Origin of the sequence: Brevibacillus reuszeri, assembly GCF_001187725.1 — a bacterium.
GTDB lineage: Bacteria > Bacillota > Bacilli > Brevibacillales > Brevibacillaceae > Brevibacillus > Brevibacillus reuszeri.
Genome location: NZ_LGIQ01000011.1, coordinates 625,106 through 640,486 on the forward strand (window position 1 = coordinate 625,106; position 15,381 = coordinate 640,486).

The following is a 15,381-nucleotide window of genomic DNA, read 5'->3' on the forward strand; positions in this document are numbered from 1 at the left end:
ACAATCCATTACACATACATAATTAGACGAACATTCTAGGATTCCTCTTCGATCCCCAAAATTCTAAACAGACGTTTTTTCACGAGGTTAAGACCCTTTTCACCTGCCTGGAAATGGCGCAGCTGAAGGTTCTCATCAAAGAGGTAGAAGGCAGGGACGTATTCGTTCTGAAAAGCATCCACTGTCTTCATATCATTATCAATAGCAATCGGGTGTGTCAGGTTGTGTTCGACAATCGTTTGCTTGATGGTCTCGATGTCCGTATCTTTTTCAGAACGAGGCATGTGAATACCGATTACTTTTAATCCATTTGCTGCATATTTGTCGCGCCATTCATTGATGCTTGGCATGGACTCTTTGCACATGTAGCAGCTTACTGACCAGAAGTGAACCAAAACCGGGCTACCAGCCAAATCTGCTTTAGTCACCTGTCCATTCACCCATTCAGTAATCCCAGGGAAATCAGGCAATTCTTCGCGCAAACGCATGGATAGGTCAACCCCTTTTTTATTATCAGCGTTTTTATATTCTTACATGTTAAAAAAAGGGTCTAACAGCAAAATGTTAGACCCTTCTATTTCCTTGCGAAAGTGCAAGTAATTACTTAGCAGACAGTTGAGCTTGTCCTGGGCGCCAGTTAGCTGGGCACAGTCCGCCGGATTGCAGAGCTTGCAATACGCGCAGAGTCTCGTCTGTAGAACGACCTACGTTCAGGTCAGTAACTACTTGATATTTCAGAACGCCTTCTGGATCGATGATGAACAGACCGCGGTAAGCTTGTCCGCCTTCTTCATCCAGTACGCCGTAGTCACGAGCAGTTGTTTTCAGGAAGTCAGCAGCGAGTGGGTAGTTCAAGCCACCCAAACCGTTTTGGTCGCGAGGAGTGTTGATCCAAGCGCGGTGGGAGTGAACGGAGTCAGTAGATACACCCAGTACTTCTGCATCCAGATCAGCGAAGTCTTCGATTGCATCGCTCAAAGCGATGATTTCAGTTGGGCAAACGAAAGTAAAGTCCAGTGGATAGAAGAACAGTACCAACCATTTGCCACGGTAGTCGGACAGGGATACCTTTCCGAATTCTTTACCGTTACCCAGTGCTGTTTCCATTGTGAAATCTGGAGCTGGAAGTCCGATTAGACGTTGTGCCATTATGTAAAACCTCCTTAGGAATGTGTTCTTGCCTACATGTCCCATGATATCAAAGTATTCACTTTATAGTCAATACAATGTAGGAATCATTTCAACCTGTAATTGTTTTTCAATTAGCGAGGAAATTAGCTTTTTAGATGGCCCTTTTCACCCAAAAAATAGATTAACCGATTTGCAGGCAAGCTATTCTACTCTTTGCAAAAGAATGCCCGAATCGGCAATCGCTGCCGCTGCTTGTTTCAGTATTTCCGGAGTTTGAACCAGAGCGATCCGCACATATCCCTCTCCTTCTTCTCCGAAGGCACTGCCAGGAATTACGACGACACCCGCTTGCTCCAAAAGTGCAAAGGCAAACTCGCGCGAGGTCCAGCCCTGCGGCACCTGTGCCCAGACAAACATCGTTGCCTTTGGCGGTGGAATCACCCATCCGGCATCAGCCAATGCTGACAAGAGCACATCGCGCCGTTCCTGATAGATCGGGCCTACTGCATTTTGTCCAGCTGCTTCACGGTCTTGCTTCAAGGCGGCAATCGCCATTTGCTGGACTGGCAAGAAAACTCCATAGTCCACGTTTGATTTTACTACTGCCAGCGGCTTAATAATCTCGGCATTTCCCACTACATATGCAATCCGACAGCCAGCCATGTTGAAGCTTTTAGAGAAGGAATTAAACTCAATTCCAACATCCTTGGCACCAGGTGCTTGCAAAAAGCTCGGTGGCTTGTAGCCGTCAAAAGCCATTTCGGAGTATGCCAAATCGTGGACAACAATAATGTCATGCCGCTTGGCAAATGCCACGACCTTTTCAAAAAAGGATACAGTCGCAACTGCCGAAACCGGATTATTTGGGTAGTTGAGAATCATAAATTTTGCCTGTTTGGCTACGTTTTCTGGAATCTGTTCCAGATCAGGCAAAAAATCATTTTCCGCCCGCAGCGGCATCCGGTACGGAACCGCTCCTGCCAGATGGACGCTTCCCTCGTAAATCGGATAGCCCGGATCAGGAACGAGCACCACATCGCCCGGGTCTGTCCAGGCCAGAGCGAAGTGAGCCAGACCATCCTGTGAGCCCATCAAGGAATGCACCTCGCTATTTGGCTCCAGCTCCACCCCAAAGCGATACTGATACCACTCCGCTACCTCTGCGCGGAAATCAGCCGTTCCCTCACTGAGCGCATAGCCGAACGCTCCCGGACGAGCGACAGCCTCCGCCAGCGTATCCAAAAGGCTTTGCTCGGGTGGCTGATCGGGACTTCCGATACTTAAATCATAGACGGTACGCTTCTTTGCCACTTCACGTTTATGGGCTGCCATCTCCGAAAAAATGGCGGCTGACAACTTTTCCAGTCGCTTGGAAGGCTGGCGGCTCATCATTATTTGCCTCCCCAGGCTTTTTCCAGCTCCTCTGGCTTGAAGCCGAGGGTAACGGTTTGATCACTTGCCAGTAGCGGACGCTTGATCAACTTGCCATTAGACGACAGCAGCTCCAGCATTTCATCCTCGGTCATGGCCTGTAGCTTGTCCTTTAACCCGAGCTCTTTGTACTGCACACCGCTCACATTAAAAAACTTGCGCAAATCCAATCCGCTCGTTTTCCAGATCGTGCGCAGCTCTTCTTTGGTCGGCGGGGCATCGACAATCGGAATTTCTTCAAAGCTGACATTTTGCTCCGTCAGCCATTTTTTTGCTTTGCGGCAAGTATCGCATTTGTTGTATACATAGGCTTTCATGGTCATGGTTTCATTCCTCGCTTTTCATTCACGTCATGGTACTTACTCTCCATTGTAAGAGAAGACAAACTACTCGACAACGAAAACGGTTTTGCGGAAGGTTGCGTCGCCAGCACCTTTCACTGGCACTTCTATGAGGACATAATCATTGATTACGGCAGGGTCTGCTCCGTCTCCGTACGAAAGCGCCTGATAATCAACGTACAATTCTTCTCCCCAGACACGTACGCTTTCCAGTTCTATCGAGTCGCTTTCGCTACTCGATGATTTGATCAAGACATACGTTTTCCCGTCTTTTCTCATCCATTCATTTTTCCATTCTGGCGTTTCCAACAAGTCTTTTGCCCATGCTTGTACTTCTTCGTCAGCGTCATCCAGTTTCAAAAGGTGATAAAGCTCAGTCTCATTTGGTTTTTCGATGCCGGACAGCGTGTTGGAGCCCTCTACGGTCCAGATTTGATCATGGGTGGACCTTTTTTTCATACTGATCTCGTACAGGCTGTTATCGGTTGTGACAACAAGCAAGCGGCGAGGATTGAGAGTGGAACCTATTGTCTGAAAGCTGTCTATGTCTTTTTGTAGCTCCTGCTCGGCAAATCGCCTAAGCACCTGCTTATAGTCCCGGTTCTGTGAATCCTGCTGTAATACTGTCAATTGTTCTTCGCTGTATGTATAGCCTGTTCCCTTGTCATCTGTCCATTCGAATGCCCTCGCAATCCCATCCCTGTCTGCATCCAGCTTGGGCTTGTTGATCTGCTCATTGACTGGGGTAGCTACAATTACGGGTGTCTCCCTCTGTTTCGCAGATTCTTCGACTACTGCGAGCATCTTGTGAAGCTGCAAAACCTTCTGTTGCAGCTTGGCTACTTCCCCCTCTTTTTGAAGCGTTCCTATATAAAAACCCGCGCCCGCCAAGGACACAAATAACATGGCTACGATAACAGAGAGTCCCCAAATTCGCACGTATCCCTCTCCCTTTCATTTCATATAGGACATGGAGCCAATGCACTAGATAGTTCCATACGTAAAGCTGCTTCCTATGCCAATTGTTCCGCAATCTCCCAGGCATGTCCTGCCGGATCGGTGAATGAAGCCGTTCGCACTCCCCACGGCCTATCAATTGGACCATTAAGTAGGGCAACCCCGCGGCTTTTCAATTCATCACAGACCGCATCTACGTTATCGACCCGAATCGTAAGCAGGAAACGAGATCCGGATTCACTCGCTGCGACTGTTCCTGGTTTCATTAATTCGTGTGACTCGGAAATATCCAAGAGGTTCACACTCATATTCCCGAAAGGAAACACAGCCGATACCTCGTCTTCATATACGGCTTGAAATCCGAATACTTCCTGATAAAACATCTTCACCTTCTGAAAATCCTCAACAAACAATGTAATGACATCCACATTCATAGATCCTAAACTCTTCATGTGTACACCTCTCTTTGAAAAGGTTATTCATTTTTCAACATTTGTTCCAGTTCGGCCTTCTGGTGAATGTGATGGCGAAAATGCATTCCGGCCAAATCGAACCACTCTTGCGCATTTAGCCAACCAAAACCGTCATGTATCTCTTTGTATAGCGGATTTATGGAGCCGATTTTTTTGTCCCATTCAGACATTCTTTCAAGCACCTGATTCAATCCACACATAAGATCAGCTATATTCTCCGGGTTATTGGGCATCCCGGGTCCTTTCATTTTAATGGGAGGGAATGAACGAGATTCAAACCATTCTTCTCCCACTTCCGTCTTTCCCTGCCTTATCGCTTTGTTTGCAGATGCGCATTTTTCCACCTGGTCTAGATAATAATGCGTTTCTTCAATTAAGTGATCGTACATTTGCCCAAGAGACCACACTCCCGGCTTTGATATAAATCGTAATTGTTCCAAAGAATAGCCCGAAAGCTCTTTTTTATAGAATTCGATTATTTGGACATGGCTCAATCCGCATCACCGCTTCATTTGAAATGGGTGGCATTCATTCGATCATGCCAGCTATGAAAATGATTTTTTCTGTTGGTCGATTTTCATACCCTTCCTTATTTCCCAATAAAAAACGACAGCCGTATCCTACTCTCTGGCTGTCGTTTACTTATGCTTTACTTTTGTTTTATGGAGTTGTTTGGTACAGCCTCTGCACCAGGATTGACCTGCCATATTTGACTGAGCGGTGAGAAGGGGACACCTAGTTCGTCTCCCTCTTTGGCGTGTACGGCTTCCGCCAATGTTCCTTTTAATGGCTCCGTGTATTCGAGCTTCTCATCCATGTCAGCTTCCTCCTTCACTTGTATGTGATGCTAAGTGTGAAGGATTTCGTGCTACTTTATACAGAATGAGTCGCTTTGACCTCGACTTGATAGCCTGCGTGCTTTCTCGTCTGGAAAACGCCATTTTCAAAGATTAAGTACTGCGCTTTGACTCCGATCAATCGCCCACCCAGCTGTTCTTCCTTGTCGAGCGATTTTGAATTAATTTTATCCAATGACTCCAGAATCGGATACGTAATATCTACCCATTCGTCTTCACGGTATTGGAAAGCTTTAAACTCTTCCGGGAAGTGAGTGTACACTTCGTCGCGCATTGCAATCAGGTCGATTTCTTTTACGTCTCCCTTGAGCATTTTGCGCCAGTTGGTTTTATCCGGCAAGAACTGGCTCAGATGGAATTCCAGCTCTCCTGCCATGCGACGGGTCGGAACCTCCGCAATCGGGATTGCGCGAATCGCTCCCTGGTCCACCCATCGTTTCAATTGATTATGCTTGCGGGTCAATCCAACCTTCATATCACTGGAAACTGCCAGATAAACATAGTGGGGGATCATGCAATACGTCTCGCCAAAGCTCTCGTCCCGGCAAGTCCCCAAGTCAAAATGACATTCGTGCGGCTTGACGATGCACAAATCATTTTCCGGCAGCTTCGTAAAACAGGGGTAACAGTACCCGCTGTTAAATGTTTTATTCGTTTTGCGGCCACAGGCGATGCAGTTCTTTCCGCCCAAATAGGAAATGCTTAGTTCACTGCCCAGCCACTCATTTAGCGGCATGCGCTCCTCACCGATCTGCAAGTAATAGTCGACCGGCTTGTCCTTCCCGTGATACTCGTGAGTGAGTCCATGTAAAATACCGCGGAGTTCCACTTAAATTCTCTCCTCTCCTATGTACGGTCCCTTCATTTTATCATATCAATCTCCATCACTGGCCCCTGTTTTCTTTTGGCAGCATGTTTTCCCTACCCGGGGGTGACCCTATAGCTATACCTAGATGGAAGGAGGCGATCGTTATGCGTCGCGGCGTCCTCTGCGCCTTACTCATCGCCTGCCTTCTTGGCTGTGCTATTTTACCTGCTGGAGCCAGTTCTCTTCTTCCGACCTATGAGCCGATCCACCGCATTGATTCGAAAAAGAAAGTAGTCGCACTCACGTTTGATGACGGACCAGATGCCTTTTACACCCCCAAAATTTTAGAGGTGCTTCATCGAAATAAGGTACAAGCTACTTTTTTTGTACTCGGATCACAAGTGGACAAGCATCCCAAGGTGATGCAGTGGATTTACAAAGCGGGTCATGAAATCGGAAATCACGGCTACTATCATCATGACCTGAACAAGCTCACGGAGCACGAGGTATACGAGGACATCAAGCTCGGGGAACGCTCGATTCTCAAAACGACTGGCATTCTAGCACAGTACTATCGTCCCCCTGGCGGTGTGATGACCCATGATGTAATGAATGCTGTTCAATCCAGCGGGTATGATGTAATTCACTGGTCGATTGATCCACGGGACTGGTCACTGGCCCGTACAGCATCTGTCATCGCCAAAAGCGTGAAAAGCACAGTTTCACCAGGCGACATCATCTTATTCCATGACGGTGGGCTCAATCAGCGGCAAACAGTAGTCGCCCTACAGGAGCTGATTACGGATTTACGTTCCCAGGGCTATCGCTTTGTTACGGTAAGTCAGCTGCTGGATTCTGCCAAGTAGGAAAACAGGAATAGGGCACGAGGGCTTGTCCGTAAACGAACGATGCCTTTCGTGCCCTTGTCCCCACCAAAGATTCACACTTTTATTTGTTCGGCTCCGAATCCCACTTCATCATAGCTTCTGAACCCTTGAACATCTTTTTTTCTTTTCGCAAAAAGTAGACATCCTCATCCGGATAGTAAGCGACGTCTCCCTCGACCTTGGTTCCCACATCGAGAATTTCCAATACCTCATTGCCTGTATTGATGAATTGGTGAGCGATGTTTTTCCCCGCTGGCTTGGCAACAAAGCTGCCTTTTGTGACAGGGTACTCCTCACCATTCAAACGCAGTATACCTGAACCCGCCAAAATCAGAAAAAATTCTTCCTGCAGCGAGTGCGTGTGATACTTGGTGCTTTTGGCTCCAGGCTGCACCCTATCGATATTAGCATAGAGCTTTTCGCTGCCAGCTGCGTCCCCTAAATAAAGAGTTGCCATACTCTTGTCCTCTTCGACGAAATCAGCTGGAATCTGATTTAAATGAAATGGTTTTGGATTTGTCATTTATGCCAGCACTCTCCCCAAAAAAGATCGCAATCTTTCATTTTTTGTATCAGCAAAAATGTCCGCTGGTTTTCCTTCCTCCATAATGACGCCCTGATCCATGAAGATCACCCGGTCTCCTACCTCTTTGGCAAAGCCCATTTCGTGAGTAACGACGATCATCGTCATGCCTTCTCGCGCCAAATTTTTCATGACAGTCAACACTTCCCCAACCAGCTCAGGGTCGAGGGCAGAGGTCGGCTCGTCAAATAGCATGACCTTTGGGTTCATCGCCAGCGCACGTGCAATCGCTACGCGCTGCATTTGCCCGCCTGACAGCTTCTCGGGGTATACGTCTGCCTTGTCTTCGAGACCAACCTTTTTAAGCAGAGCCAGGCCTTGCTGACGGGCTTGATCCTGCGGCATTTTGCGTACCTTGATTGGCGCGAGCATGACGTTTTCGAGCACCGTTTTATGGGGAAAGAGATTGAATCGCTGAAATACCATGCCTACGTCTTCGCGTACTTTGTTAATGTCGATCTTTGGATCGGATAGATCGTGTCCATTGATCACAATTCGTCCGCTGGTCATCTCCTCCAGCTGGTTGATACAGCGCAGAAAGGTGCTTTTTCCTGAGCCGGATGGTCCGATGACGCAAACGACTTCTCGCTCTGCGATTTGGGTGGTAATGCCTTTTAGCACCTGCAGGTCTCCGTAATTTTTCTTCAAGTCCGTCACTTGGATGATCAAGGACGTTCCCCCTTTGCCCGAAGTTTTCAGTTTCGATTGTTCTTATAGTGTATCGTAATATCGCGGGAATTGCATGAATTATCGGAAAAGATCTACGGAGTTCGTCCAGCTGTAGTGGAGGAGAGGAAACCGGAGAAAACGCTCCAGCTTCTTGGGTCACTTTCACGGGTCATGACTGTCCGCCTTCCTTGCAAAAGCGAAACCGCGTCCAAAGTAGCTGGTTCGAAGTGGCTTTTCAAAGGTGAACGCTTAAATGCGCGTTTCGCTTTCTCCATTACGGCTTGGTAGGTGCCCCAAAGAGCTTCGCTGTTTTCTCCGATTTCCTCTCACTAGCGAGTGGTTTTGTTCGGTGCCTCCAAAACTAAAATGCTAAGTACCGCTTTAGCCTTCTCGCGGAAGATTATGTGGGCAAGACTTAAAAAATCACCCGCAAAAAAAGACCAGAGAACGATTCACCTCTCTGGCCTTTTCATCATTTACTTTCGCTTTCCCTACCCTTTCGATGCGCTCAGCTGACAGGAGCCTTTGCTCGTACAGGTGTACGTACAGGAATCGCATAATCCGGCTGGTGGTGTCGTACGTTTTTCTTTTTGCTTTTGTGCCAGGTAGTGGATGAGGCGCGCGGAGTTGAGGACGACAGTGGAAGCTGCTGCCTGAAGGCAACAGCATCCTAATTGATAATGATTATCTATATCTTCACCTAGGCGAATTCTTTTGCTCTAGGGAAATAAATTTATAATTATTCTAATTTGGTATCCACTTTCCGTCAATCCCTATTTTTCCAGTGCCTGTCCCATGCGTAACGATGGCAGAGACGGCTCATGCTAAGGGGTGAGGTGATTTTCATGCATCGAAAAAAATGGATCGCACTCGTCATCGTGCTACTCGTATTTCTTGCAGGCATCACGGTTGAAGGGGTCGCAGGCACCTATGCTGCACTGCGTGACCACCCGGCGATCTCTTGGGAAGAAAATGTAGTGTCGGGCTCCGGCAACAACAAAATCGTCCAGCTATTCGTAAGCGGCGTCATCTCAGGCACACAAAACGCTACTGGTGCCCCCTCCATGACAGAAGTAATTAGCGAACAGCTCAGACGTGTAGAAGAGGACGCAAGTGTCAAAGCACTTGTTCTGCGCATTGATAGTCCTGGCGGCGAGGTCGTGGCTACCGATGAAATTCATTCCCGCCTCTTGCGCCTGAAACAAGTTCGGCATATTCCGATTGTGATCAGCATGGGCTCCACAGCTGCTTCTGGCGGCTATTATTTGGCGACCTCGGGAGATGCCATTTTTGCGAATCCCAATACGCTGACAGGCAGCCTCGGGGTGATTTTTAACCTGGTGAATTACAATGAAGCAGCAAACAAGCTCGGCATTCACCAATACGCGATAAAAAGCGGGCGCTTCAAGGATATCGGCAGTCCTTCTCGCCCGTTGACAGACCCGGAGCGTCAAATCTTTCAAACGCTGGTGAATGAAAGCTATAACAAATTCGTTGATGTCATCGTAAATGGGCGCAATCTTTCGCGCCAACGCGTACTTGAAATCGCAGACGGCAGGGTCTATTCGGGTGAACAGGCCAAAAGACTTGCATTGATTGACCAATTTGGCGATTTGGAGGATGCCACTCACCATGCGCTCTCTTTGTCCGGTGTCGAGAATGCCATGGTTGTTCGTTATGCCGACCAGCTTTCGCTAAGCAAGCTGCTCTTCAGTATGAAGCAGCATTGGTCCAATCCCGATCCACTGGGAATCGCCCGTGTTTTGGAACGAGATAGCTCGCCACGTTTGCTTTATCAATTCATGCCTTAAAGGAGTGCACGCTTTATGAATGAGCGATCCATTGAACGATATGATTTGAGCGAGCAGCTGTCTTCTGAACCATCGTCTTTTGCGGAGTCTTTTTCCCAGCATCACTTCGCCGGATTTTGGATACGGGTTTGTGCTACTTTGCTCGATTCCCTGTTTCTGGTTGGTATCAGCCTGCTTATTTTCAATCCACTGCGTCGTGCACTCGGTGTAGTCGACTACTTCTCCATGATCGATCTGTTGGAGGTTTTGTTTAACGTCCTGTACATGGTTCTGCTCACCTGGTGGACTGGTCAGACACTCGGCAAAATGATTACAGGCATCCGGGTCATTAGTGCGGTTCAAGCTCGTTCCCATTTGACGGGCGGACAGGTCCTTTTACGTGAAGTCATTGGAAAAACACTGTCACTTCTTCCCTTTGGTCTGGGCTACATGTGGGTCGGGTGGAACCCGCAAAAGCAAGGCTGGCACGACCTGATTGCCAAAACGTACGTCATTTGGGAGCGAAAACAAGCTTGATCACAAAAGGATTAAAAACTAGTTCTAAAGACCTATTTTCCCGAACTGCGGTCAGCTCCTATGTGAGTGGCTGCAGTTTGTTTTTCCTCTTCAGAACAAAGCTTGTCCCCATCATTTATGTTTTTCCTGTATGTGCGGAAACGAAGACTTTCCTTTTTTCGACAAATTTTTCCTGCCTTGTCCCTATTGTTGAATCCCATTCCTGTCGATACAATTTTGTGAATGGCGCAAACATACCGAGGAGGTAGATTTATGCGAAAAAGGAAAGTAACCAGCATCCTCGCCGTAAGCCTTACTCTGGCTTTAATCGGTCAGCTTTCACCAGCCTTGGCAGCAAACGTCACACCAGCAGCATCCAGTACGCAAGCCGCTAGCAACGCCATTTCCGTATATGGAGTACAGCTCGGGATGAGCACGGCCTTGCTCGAACAATTGCTGGGTAAGCCCGCTCGCAAAGACCCTAGCCATACGGGTGTAGAATGGTGGATTTATAATGGAGATCTGGACAATTACATACAAGTCGGAATTCAAAATGCAAAGGTAGTAACCTTGTTCTCCAATGGCACCAAACTGAATGTAAAAGGCGTTACAATCGGAGCACCAACGTCAGCCATACAAAATGCATGGGGGACACCAAAAAGCACACTCGCTATTACACCCACACTCCATATACGTGACAATTCGATGAGTCATCCTACTTATCTATTGAACAATCAAGCTGTCACTTTTTCCATCGATCAGCTGGGTGGGAATAAAGTTGCAGGCGTCAGAATTTCGACGCCGGAATATTTTGCAACAATCGCGATGGGTCTGATGTATCCGATCTCCTACACGCAGCTCCCTGTTCAGCCAAAATTGACGGAGGAGCAAATCAAGCAAGCTGCACTCGCCTATGAAAAAGAAAATTTTGACCTGTTGAACGTAGCCAGAACGCGTGCCAACCTGCCGCTTCTCTCCTGGGACGAGGGTGTGGCTGCCGTTGCCAGAGCCCATAGCGGTGACATGGCCAAAAATAATTACTTTAACCATACTTCTCCAACAACTGGCTCTCCTTTTGACCGCTTGAAGCGCGCTGGAATCTTGTATGGCTATGCCGGAGAAAATATCGCCTACGGTCAACTCGATGGAATCGAAGTCCACATAGGCTGGATGAACTCAGCTGGACACCGCCAAAATCTGCTCGATAACAAATTCAAGCAGCTCGGCATCGGAGTGGTATTTAAAGACGGTCGCCCGTACTATACGCAAAACTTTGTAACCCGATAAACAAGAATGAATGCACAAAAGACACGTCCGTAATTGAAAGGACGTGTCTTTTTTCTTGGCAAACAGCTAGAAGACTCACTGCACCTTCACTTCAGATGTGACGGGTGCTTGCGGAGTCGGATTATCTTCTGCAAAAAACGGCATGATGACCAGACTGATCACAAAAAACACGATCCAGATGATTCCCCGTTTAAAAATGCATGGAGTAAGCATCGGGACAACCCCTTCCACTAACAGTTCTACTTTATATACATACGCTTCCCCCCCTTGCGCCCGTTTATGCTTTTCTCGAAAAAAAAGCACCTTCTTTTTACAGAAGATGCTTTTTCACACTTTCTATTTTTGCAGCTGTACCTGGAGCTGATCCTTGTCTGAGTTGGCTTGGCGGTTAAATAAACACGCTGCCGCAAATACAATCAGCAGCGCACCCATCAGCCAGAAAATCGTCCAAGGCTCCCACACCTGCATCAGCACACCATTCACATTTGGAGCCAGAATGCTCGCGACACCGAAGTTGATTCCGGCTATAATTCCTGCGGTCGGTACCATCGAGGCTGGCAATAAATCAGCGGAATACGCAAGCCCCAGTGAATAAAAGGAACCGACTGCCGCGCCTGCAATCGCGAGGAGCACCATCATGACATACACATTTTCTCCAGACAGCGGGAACAGGAAAAAGGCAATTCCACCGACGATTGCACAGACCAGCATCACTTGCTTTCGACCGATCCGATCGCTCAGAGAGCCCAGAGGCATTTGCAAAATGATACTTCCCACTACGAAGGACGGCAAAATCAGCGACACCCATTCAATCGACAAGCCTGTGCGCAGAGCATATACCGGAAAGCTTCCGTTTAAGGACGTTTCCATGAAGCCATACAGGAACGAAGGAATCAGTGCAAGCCAACCAACACGCAGCACCGTCGCATATTTATTTTGTTTTTTCTCTGTCTGCACGATTTTATCTGGAAATTCATTTTTGATCCGAGCCAAAAGTATAAAGGCAACCACGTACAGCACCAGGAGCGTCCCAAATGGTACCCAGATGCCAAGCGGCAACAGATTTAACCCGAGTGGCCCTACACTGAAGCCAACTCCGTACGCCAGGCCGTACATGGAAAGATCGCGTCCACGCGTTTTGGGAGATGCGATTTTTGTCACCCACATCTGGCTCGAGTAATGCAAGCTCGAATCCCCGATTCCCATCAGCATCCGCAAAAAGAACCAGACAATCAAATGGCTAAAAAGTGGAATCAGTGCGGTTGCGATCGTCAATAAGACCATTCCTACTAGGATCGTAGATCGATAGCCGATCCTTCTAAGAGGTATTTCCAGCCAGGGAGAAATCAGCACCATCCCGATGTATAGCGCTGCCGCATTCAGTCCGTTCATCACAGTTGATACGCCCTGCTGCTCCAGCAATACCGCCAAAAGCGGAATACTCAAGCCTTGGCTGAGTCCCGCAATTGATACGACCAAAATCAACACCCAAAAGGTGTAACGCGTTGAAGACATGGTGTTGAACTCCTCTCCGATAGCTCTCTCTATTTCTCTATCTTACTTCCACTACACTACCTTGCTGCAACTGGTACATTTTCCGGTACAGCCCATCTTGTTCCATCAGCTCTTCGTGTGTTCCCCGTTCGGTCACTTCCCCACGAGAGAGCACCAAAATCTGATCGGCATGCTGAATCGTTGACAAGCGGTGAGCGATGATGAATGTCGTCCTGCCCTTGGACAGAACGTGCAGTGCTTCCTGAATCGCCAGCTCTGTTTCACTGTCAATGCTGGCGGTCGCTTCGTCCAAAATCAGGATCGCCGGGTCCGCAGCCAGCGCACGGGCAAACGAGACCAATTGACGCTGTCCCGCGGAAAGCGTCATGCCCCGCTCCACTACAGGCTCATCGTAGCCACCTGGCAGCTGCTTGATGAATTCATCTGCGCGCACGGCTTCAGCGGAAGCCCTAACCTTTTCGTCCGTGATGCTTTCATTGTACATCCGAATATTGAAGCCAATGCTTCCGGTAAACAAAAACGGGTCCTGCAAAACAAGCCCTACATGCTGGCGCAATGCGTGCGTGTCGATGGTCTTCATGTCTTCCCCATCAATGAGGATACGACCTTTGGTAACAGGATAAAATCCGAGCAGCAGGTTCATCAACGAGCTTTTCCCGGAGCCTGTATGTCCAACCAGCGCAATCGTCTGACCTGGCTTAGCCGTGAAAGAGACATTTTTTAATACGTATTCATCGCCACTATACGCAAAGGAAACCTGCTCAAAAACAACTTCCCCTTGTGGCCGACTGATTTGTTTGCCTTCAACAGCTGTCTCGGACTCTGGCTCCGTATCCAGGATCTCCAAGACTCGTTTTGCCGAGATCGTTGCTTGTGCCAGCTGGGACAGACGCCCCATAATCATATTGATCGGCTCAAAGAAACGCCCCATGTAGTCCACAAAGGCAAACAGCGCCCCGAAGGAAATCGCACTGTGAAAAGAAGTGGACCCGAAATACCAAATAATCAAGGTCAACGAAACCTTCCAGATCAAATCCACTGCCGGTCTGAGCAAAAACGATTCCAGATTGATTTCTTTCAATCTCACCTTGAAATACGCTTCATTCACATCGGCAAATTCTTTTTGCACGCCGGCCTCCCGACGGAACGCCTGCACGATCGACATGTTCTGAATCATCTCGTTGATCGTTGCATTCATATCACCCAAACGTGCACGGATAATCGCATAATAGCGAGAGCTGTACTTTTGATAAAAGAACACGAGCAAGACGAGCACGGGCACAGTTAAACAGCAAAACAGCGCCAGCTCTGGCTGCAAAATATACAAGGCAATCAAAATTCCGATCAAATACAGCCCATTCTGTACAAAAGTAGCCAGCACGCTTACATACAGCTCACGCACTGCCTCTGTATCATTGCTGACTCTGGAAACGAGTGAGCCTACCGGAGTCTTGTCGAAGAAAGAAACCGGTAGCTTTTGCAGGTGAATAAACAGCTTCATCCGCATCTGCTGAATAATACGCTGGGCAATCGTCTGCAGCCACAGAATCTGAATATAATTGAAGCCCGCAGATAATAAAATCAGCACTGCGTATCCGACAGACAGCCACACAATCGGCAGCATATCACTGCTATACATCGCCTTTACTTCATCTGAAGTCAGCTTGATCCCTGTATAGGTCGCACTCGTACCCGCCTGGTCATTTATGGTGACTACCTCTACACGCTCACGACCGTTTTCTGTCGCCAACGGGGTAATCTGTTTTTTCCCATTCTGCTCCACATGACCAGCTATCAAATAATAGGTCGTGCCTTCTGCCAGCACCGTCATTTGACTACTTTTTAATTCATCCGGAGAAAGACCCGTTCCTTCGATGAAATCTTCCCGCACATAGTACTTGTTGTTTAACGATACTGCTGCTTCTACAGCTGCTTGCGGTTTTTCCTGCAGCTCATACCAAGGCTTTTGAATACCGAGGATATGGTTATCAATCATCACTTTCGCTAAAAAGGGCCCTGCCAATTCCGCACTGGTCCCGAGCACTAGCAAAAGAAGCGCACCGAGGATTTGCTTTTGAAATGGCCCCGCGAAATCCGTTAGCCGACGCCACACGTTTTGCCCGCTCATAAAACGCT

The 15,381-nt window shown here is 48.0% G+C and carries 18 protein-coding genes; 4 read left to right on the forward strand and 14 right to left on the reverse strand.

Annotated features, from left to right (window positions below; all coding sequences use genetic code 11):
* Positions 1-35: 35 nt before the first annotated feature.
* The 9 genes from ADS79_RS28010 to ADS79_RS28045 form a co-directional block, all read right to left on the reverse strand.
* Positions 36-488 (reverse strand): redoxin domain-containing protein, encoded by a 453-nt coding sequence (locus tag ADS79_RS28010; RefSeq protein ID WP_049741736.1) that lies wholly within the window; start codon positions 486-488, stop codon positions 36-38.
* Positions 489-600: 112 nt separating this feature from the next.
* Positions 601-1,149, reverse strand: coding sequence for a peroxiredoxin (locus ADS79_RS28015; RefSeq protein ID WP_049741737.1), 549 nt, complete (start codon positions 1,147-1,149; stop codon positions 601-603).
* A 183-nt stretch (positions 1,150-1,332) separates the two neighbouring features.
* On the reverse strand, positions 1,333-2,520 hold the full coding sequence (locus tag ADS79_RS28020; protein WP_049742166.1) for an aminotransferase class I/II-fold pyridoxal phosphate-dependent enzyme: 1,188 nt from the start codon (positions 2,518-2,520) through the stop codon (positions 1,333-1,335).
* Positions 2,521-2,522: 2 nt separating this feature from the next.
* Positions 2,523-2,885, reverse strand: a complete 363-nt coding sequence (locus ADS79_RS28025) for an arsenate reductase family protein (protein ID WP_049741738.1) — start codon at positions 2,883-2,885, stop codon at positions 2,523-2,525.
* A 63-nt stretch (positions 2,886-2,948) separates the two neighbouring features.
* Positions 2,949-3,842, reverse strand: a complete 894-nt coding sequence (locus ADS79_RS28030) for a hypothetical protein (protein ID WP_049741739.1) — start codon at positions 3,840-3,842, stop codon at positions 2,949-2,951.
* A gap of 74 nt (positions 3,843-3,916) precedes the next feature.
* Entirely contained in the window at positions 3,917-4,312 is a 396-nt protein-coding gene (locus ADS79_RS28035; RefSeq protein WP_049741740.1) for a VOC family protein, read from the reverse strand.
* Between the two features lie 23 nt (positions 4,313-4,335).
* Positions 4,336-4,827 carry a DinB family protein gene (locus ADS79_RS28040; protein ID WP_049741741.1) on the reverse strand — a complete coding sequence of 164 codons (492 nt, stop codon included), beginning with the start codon at positions 4,825-4,827 and terminating at the stop codon, positions 4,336-4,338.
* A 155-nt stretch (positions 4,828-4,982) separates the two neighbouring features.
* The gene (locus tag ADS79_RS35755) at positions 4,983-5,150 is read right to left on the reverse strand and encodes a hypothetical protein (RefSeq protein ID WP_162839553.1); all 168 of its coding nucleotides are present in this window, start codon (positions 5,148-5,150) and stop codon (positions 4,983-4,985) included.
* A 56-nt stretch (positions 5,151-5,206) separates the two neighbouring features.
* A complete protein-coding gene (locus ADS79_RS28045) occupies positions 5,207-6,019 on the reverse strand; it encodes a DUF2797 domain-containing protein (RefSeq protein WP_049741742.1) in 813 nt (270 codons plus the stop codon).
* A gap of 143 nt (positions 6,020-6,162) precedes the next feature.
* Here ADS79_RS28045 and ADS79_RS28050 point away from each other — a divergent pair, with 143 nt between their 5' ends.
* Positions 6,163-6,864 (forward strand): polysaccharide deacetylase family protein, encoded by a 702-nt coding sequence (locus tag ADS79_RS28050; protein WP_049741743.1) that lies wholly within the window; start codon positions 6,163-6,165, stop codon positions 6,862-6,864.
* 82 nt (positions 6,865-6,946) lie between these two features.
* Here ADS79_RS28050 and ADS79_RS28055 read toward each other — a convergent pair whose 3' ends face one another.
* The gene (locus ADS79_RS28055) at positions 6,947-7,408 is read right to left on the reverse strand and encodes a cupin domain-containing protein (RefSeq protein WP_049741744.1); all 462 of its coding nucleotides are present in this window, start codon (positions 7,406-7,408) and stop codon (positions 6,947-6,949) included.
* Positions 7,409-8,137, reverse strand: coding sequence for an amino acid ABC transporter ATP-binding protein (locus ADS79_RS28060; RefSeq protein WP_049741745.1), 729 nt, complete (start codon positions 8,135-8,137; stop codon positions 7,409-7,411).
* A gap of 845 nt (positions 8,138-8,982) precedes the next feature.
* On the opposite strand from ADS79_RS28060, the gene sppA reads away from it, so the two are divergent.
* The 3 genes from sppA to ADS79_RS28080 all read left to right on the forward strand — a co-directional run bounded on the left by sppA (position 8,983) and on the right by ADS79_RS28080 (position 11,730).
* On the forward strand, positions 8,983-9,948 hold the full coding sequence (gene sppA, locus ADS79_RS28070; protein WP_049741747.1) for a signal peptide peptidase SppA: 966 nt from the start codon (positions 8,983-8,985) through the stop codon (positions 9,946-9,948).
* A 15-nt stretch (positions 9,949-9,963) separates the two neighbouring features.
* Positions 9,964-10,464, forward strand: a complete 501-nt coding sequence (locus tag ADS79_RS28075) for an RDD family protein (RefSeq protein WP_049741748.1) — start codon at positions 9,964-9,966, stop codon at positions 10,462-10,464.
* Positions 10,465-10,716: 252 nt separating this feature from the next.
* Positions 10,717-11,730, forward strand: coding sequence for a CAP domain-containing protein (locus ADS79_RS28080; RefSeq protein ID WP_049741749.1), 1,014 nt, complete (start codon positions 10,717-10,719; stop codon positions 11,728-11,730).
* Between the two features lie 75 nt (positions 11,731-11,805).
* Here the strand turns inward: ADS79_RS28080 and ADS79_RS35760 are convergent, their stop codons facing one another.
* The 3 genes from ADS79_RS35760 to ADS79_RS28090 all read right to left on the reverse strand — a co-directional run bounded on the left by ADS79_RS35760 (position 11,806) and on the right by ADS79_RS28090 (position 15,373).
* Positions 11,806-11,943, reverse strand: coding sequence for a hypothetical protein (locus ADS79_RS35760; protein WP_162839554.1), 138 nt, complete (start codon positions 11,941-11,943; stop codon positions 11,806-11,808).
* 123 nt (positions 11,944-12,066) lie between these two features.
* On the reverse strand, positions 12,067-13,245 hold the full coding sequence (locus ADS79_RS28085) for an MFS transporter (protein WP_049741750.1): 1,179 nt from the start codon (positions 13,243-13,245) through the stop codon (positions 12,067-12,069).
* Between the two features lie 37 nt (positions 13,246-13,282).
* The gene (locus ADS79_RS28090; protein WP_049741751.1) at positions 13,283-15,373 is read right to left on the reverse strand and encodes an ABC transporter ATP-binding protein; all 2,091 of its coding nucleotides are present in this window, start codon (positions 15,371-15,373) and stop codon (positions 13,283-13,285) included.
* Positions 15,374-15,381 lie beyond the last annotated feature (8 nt).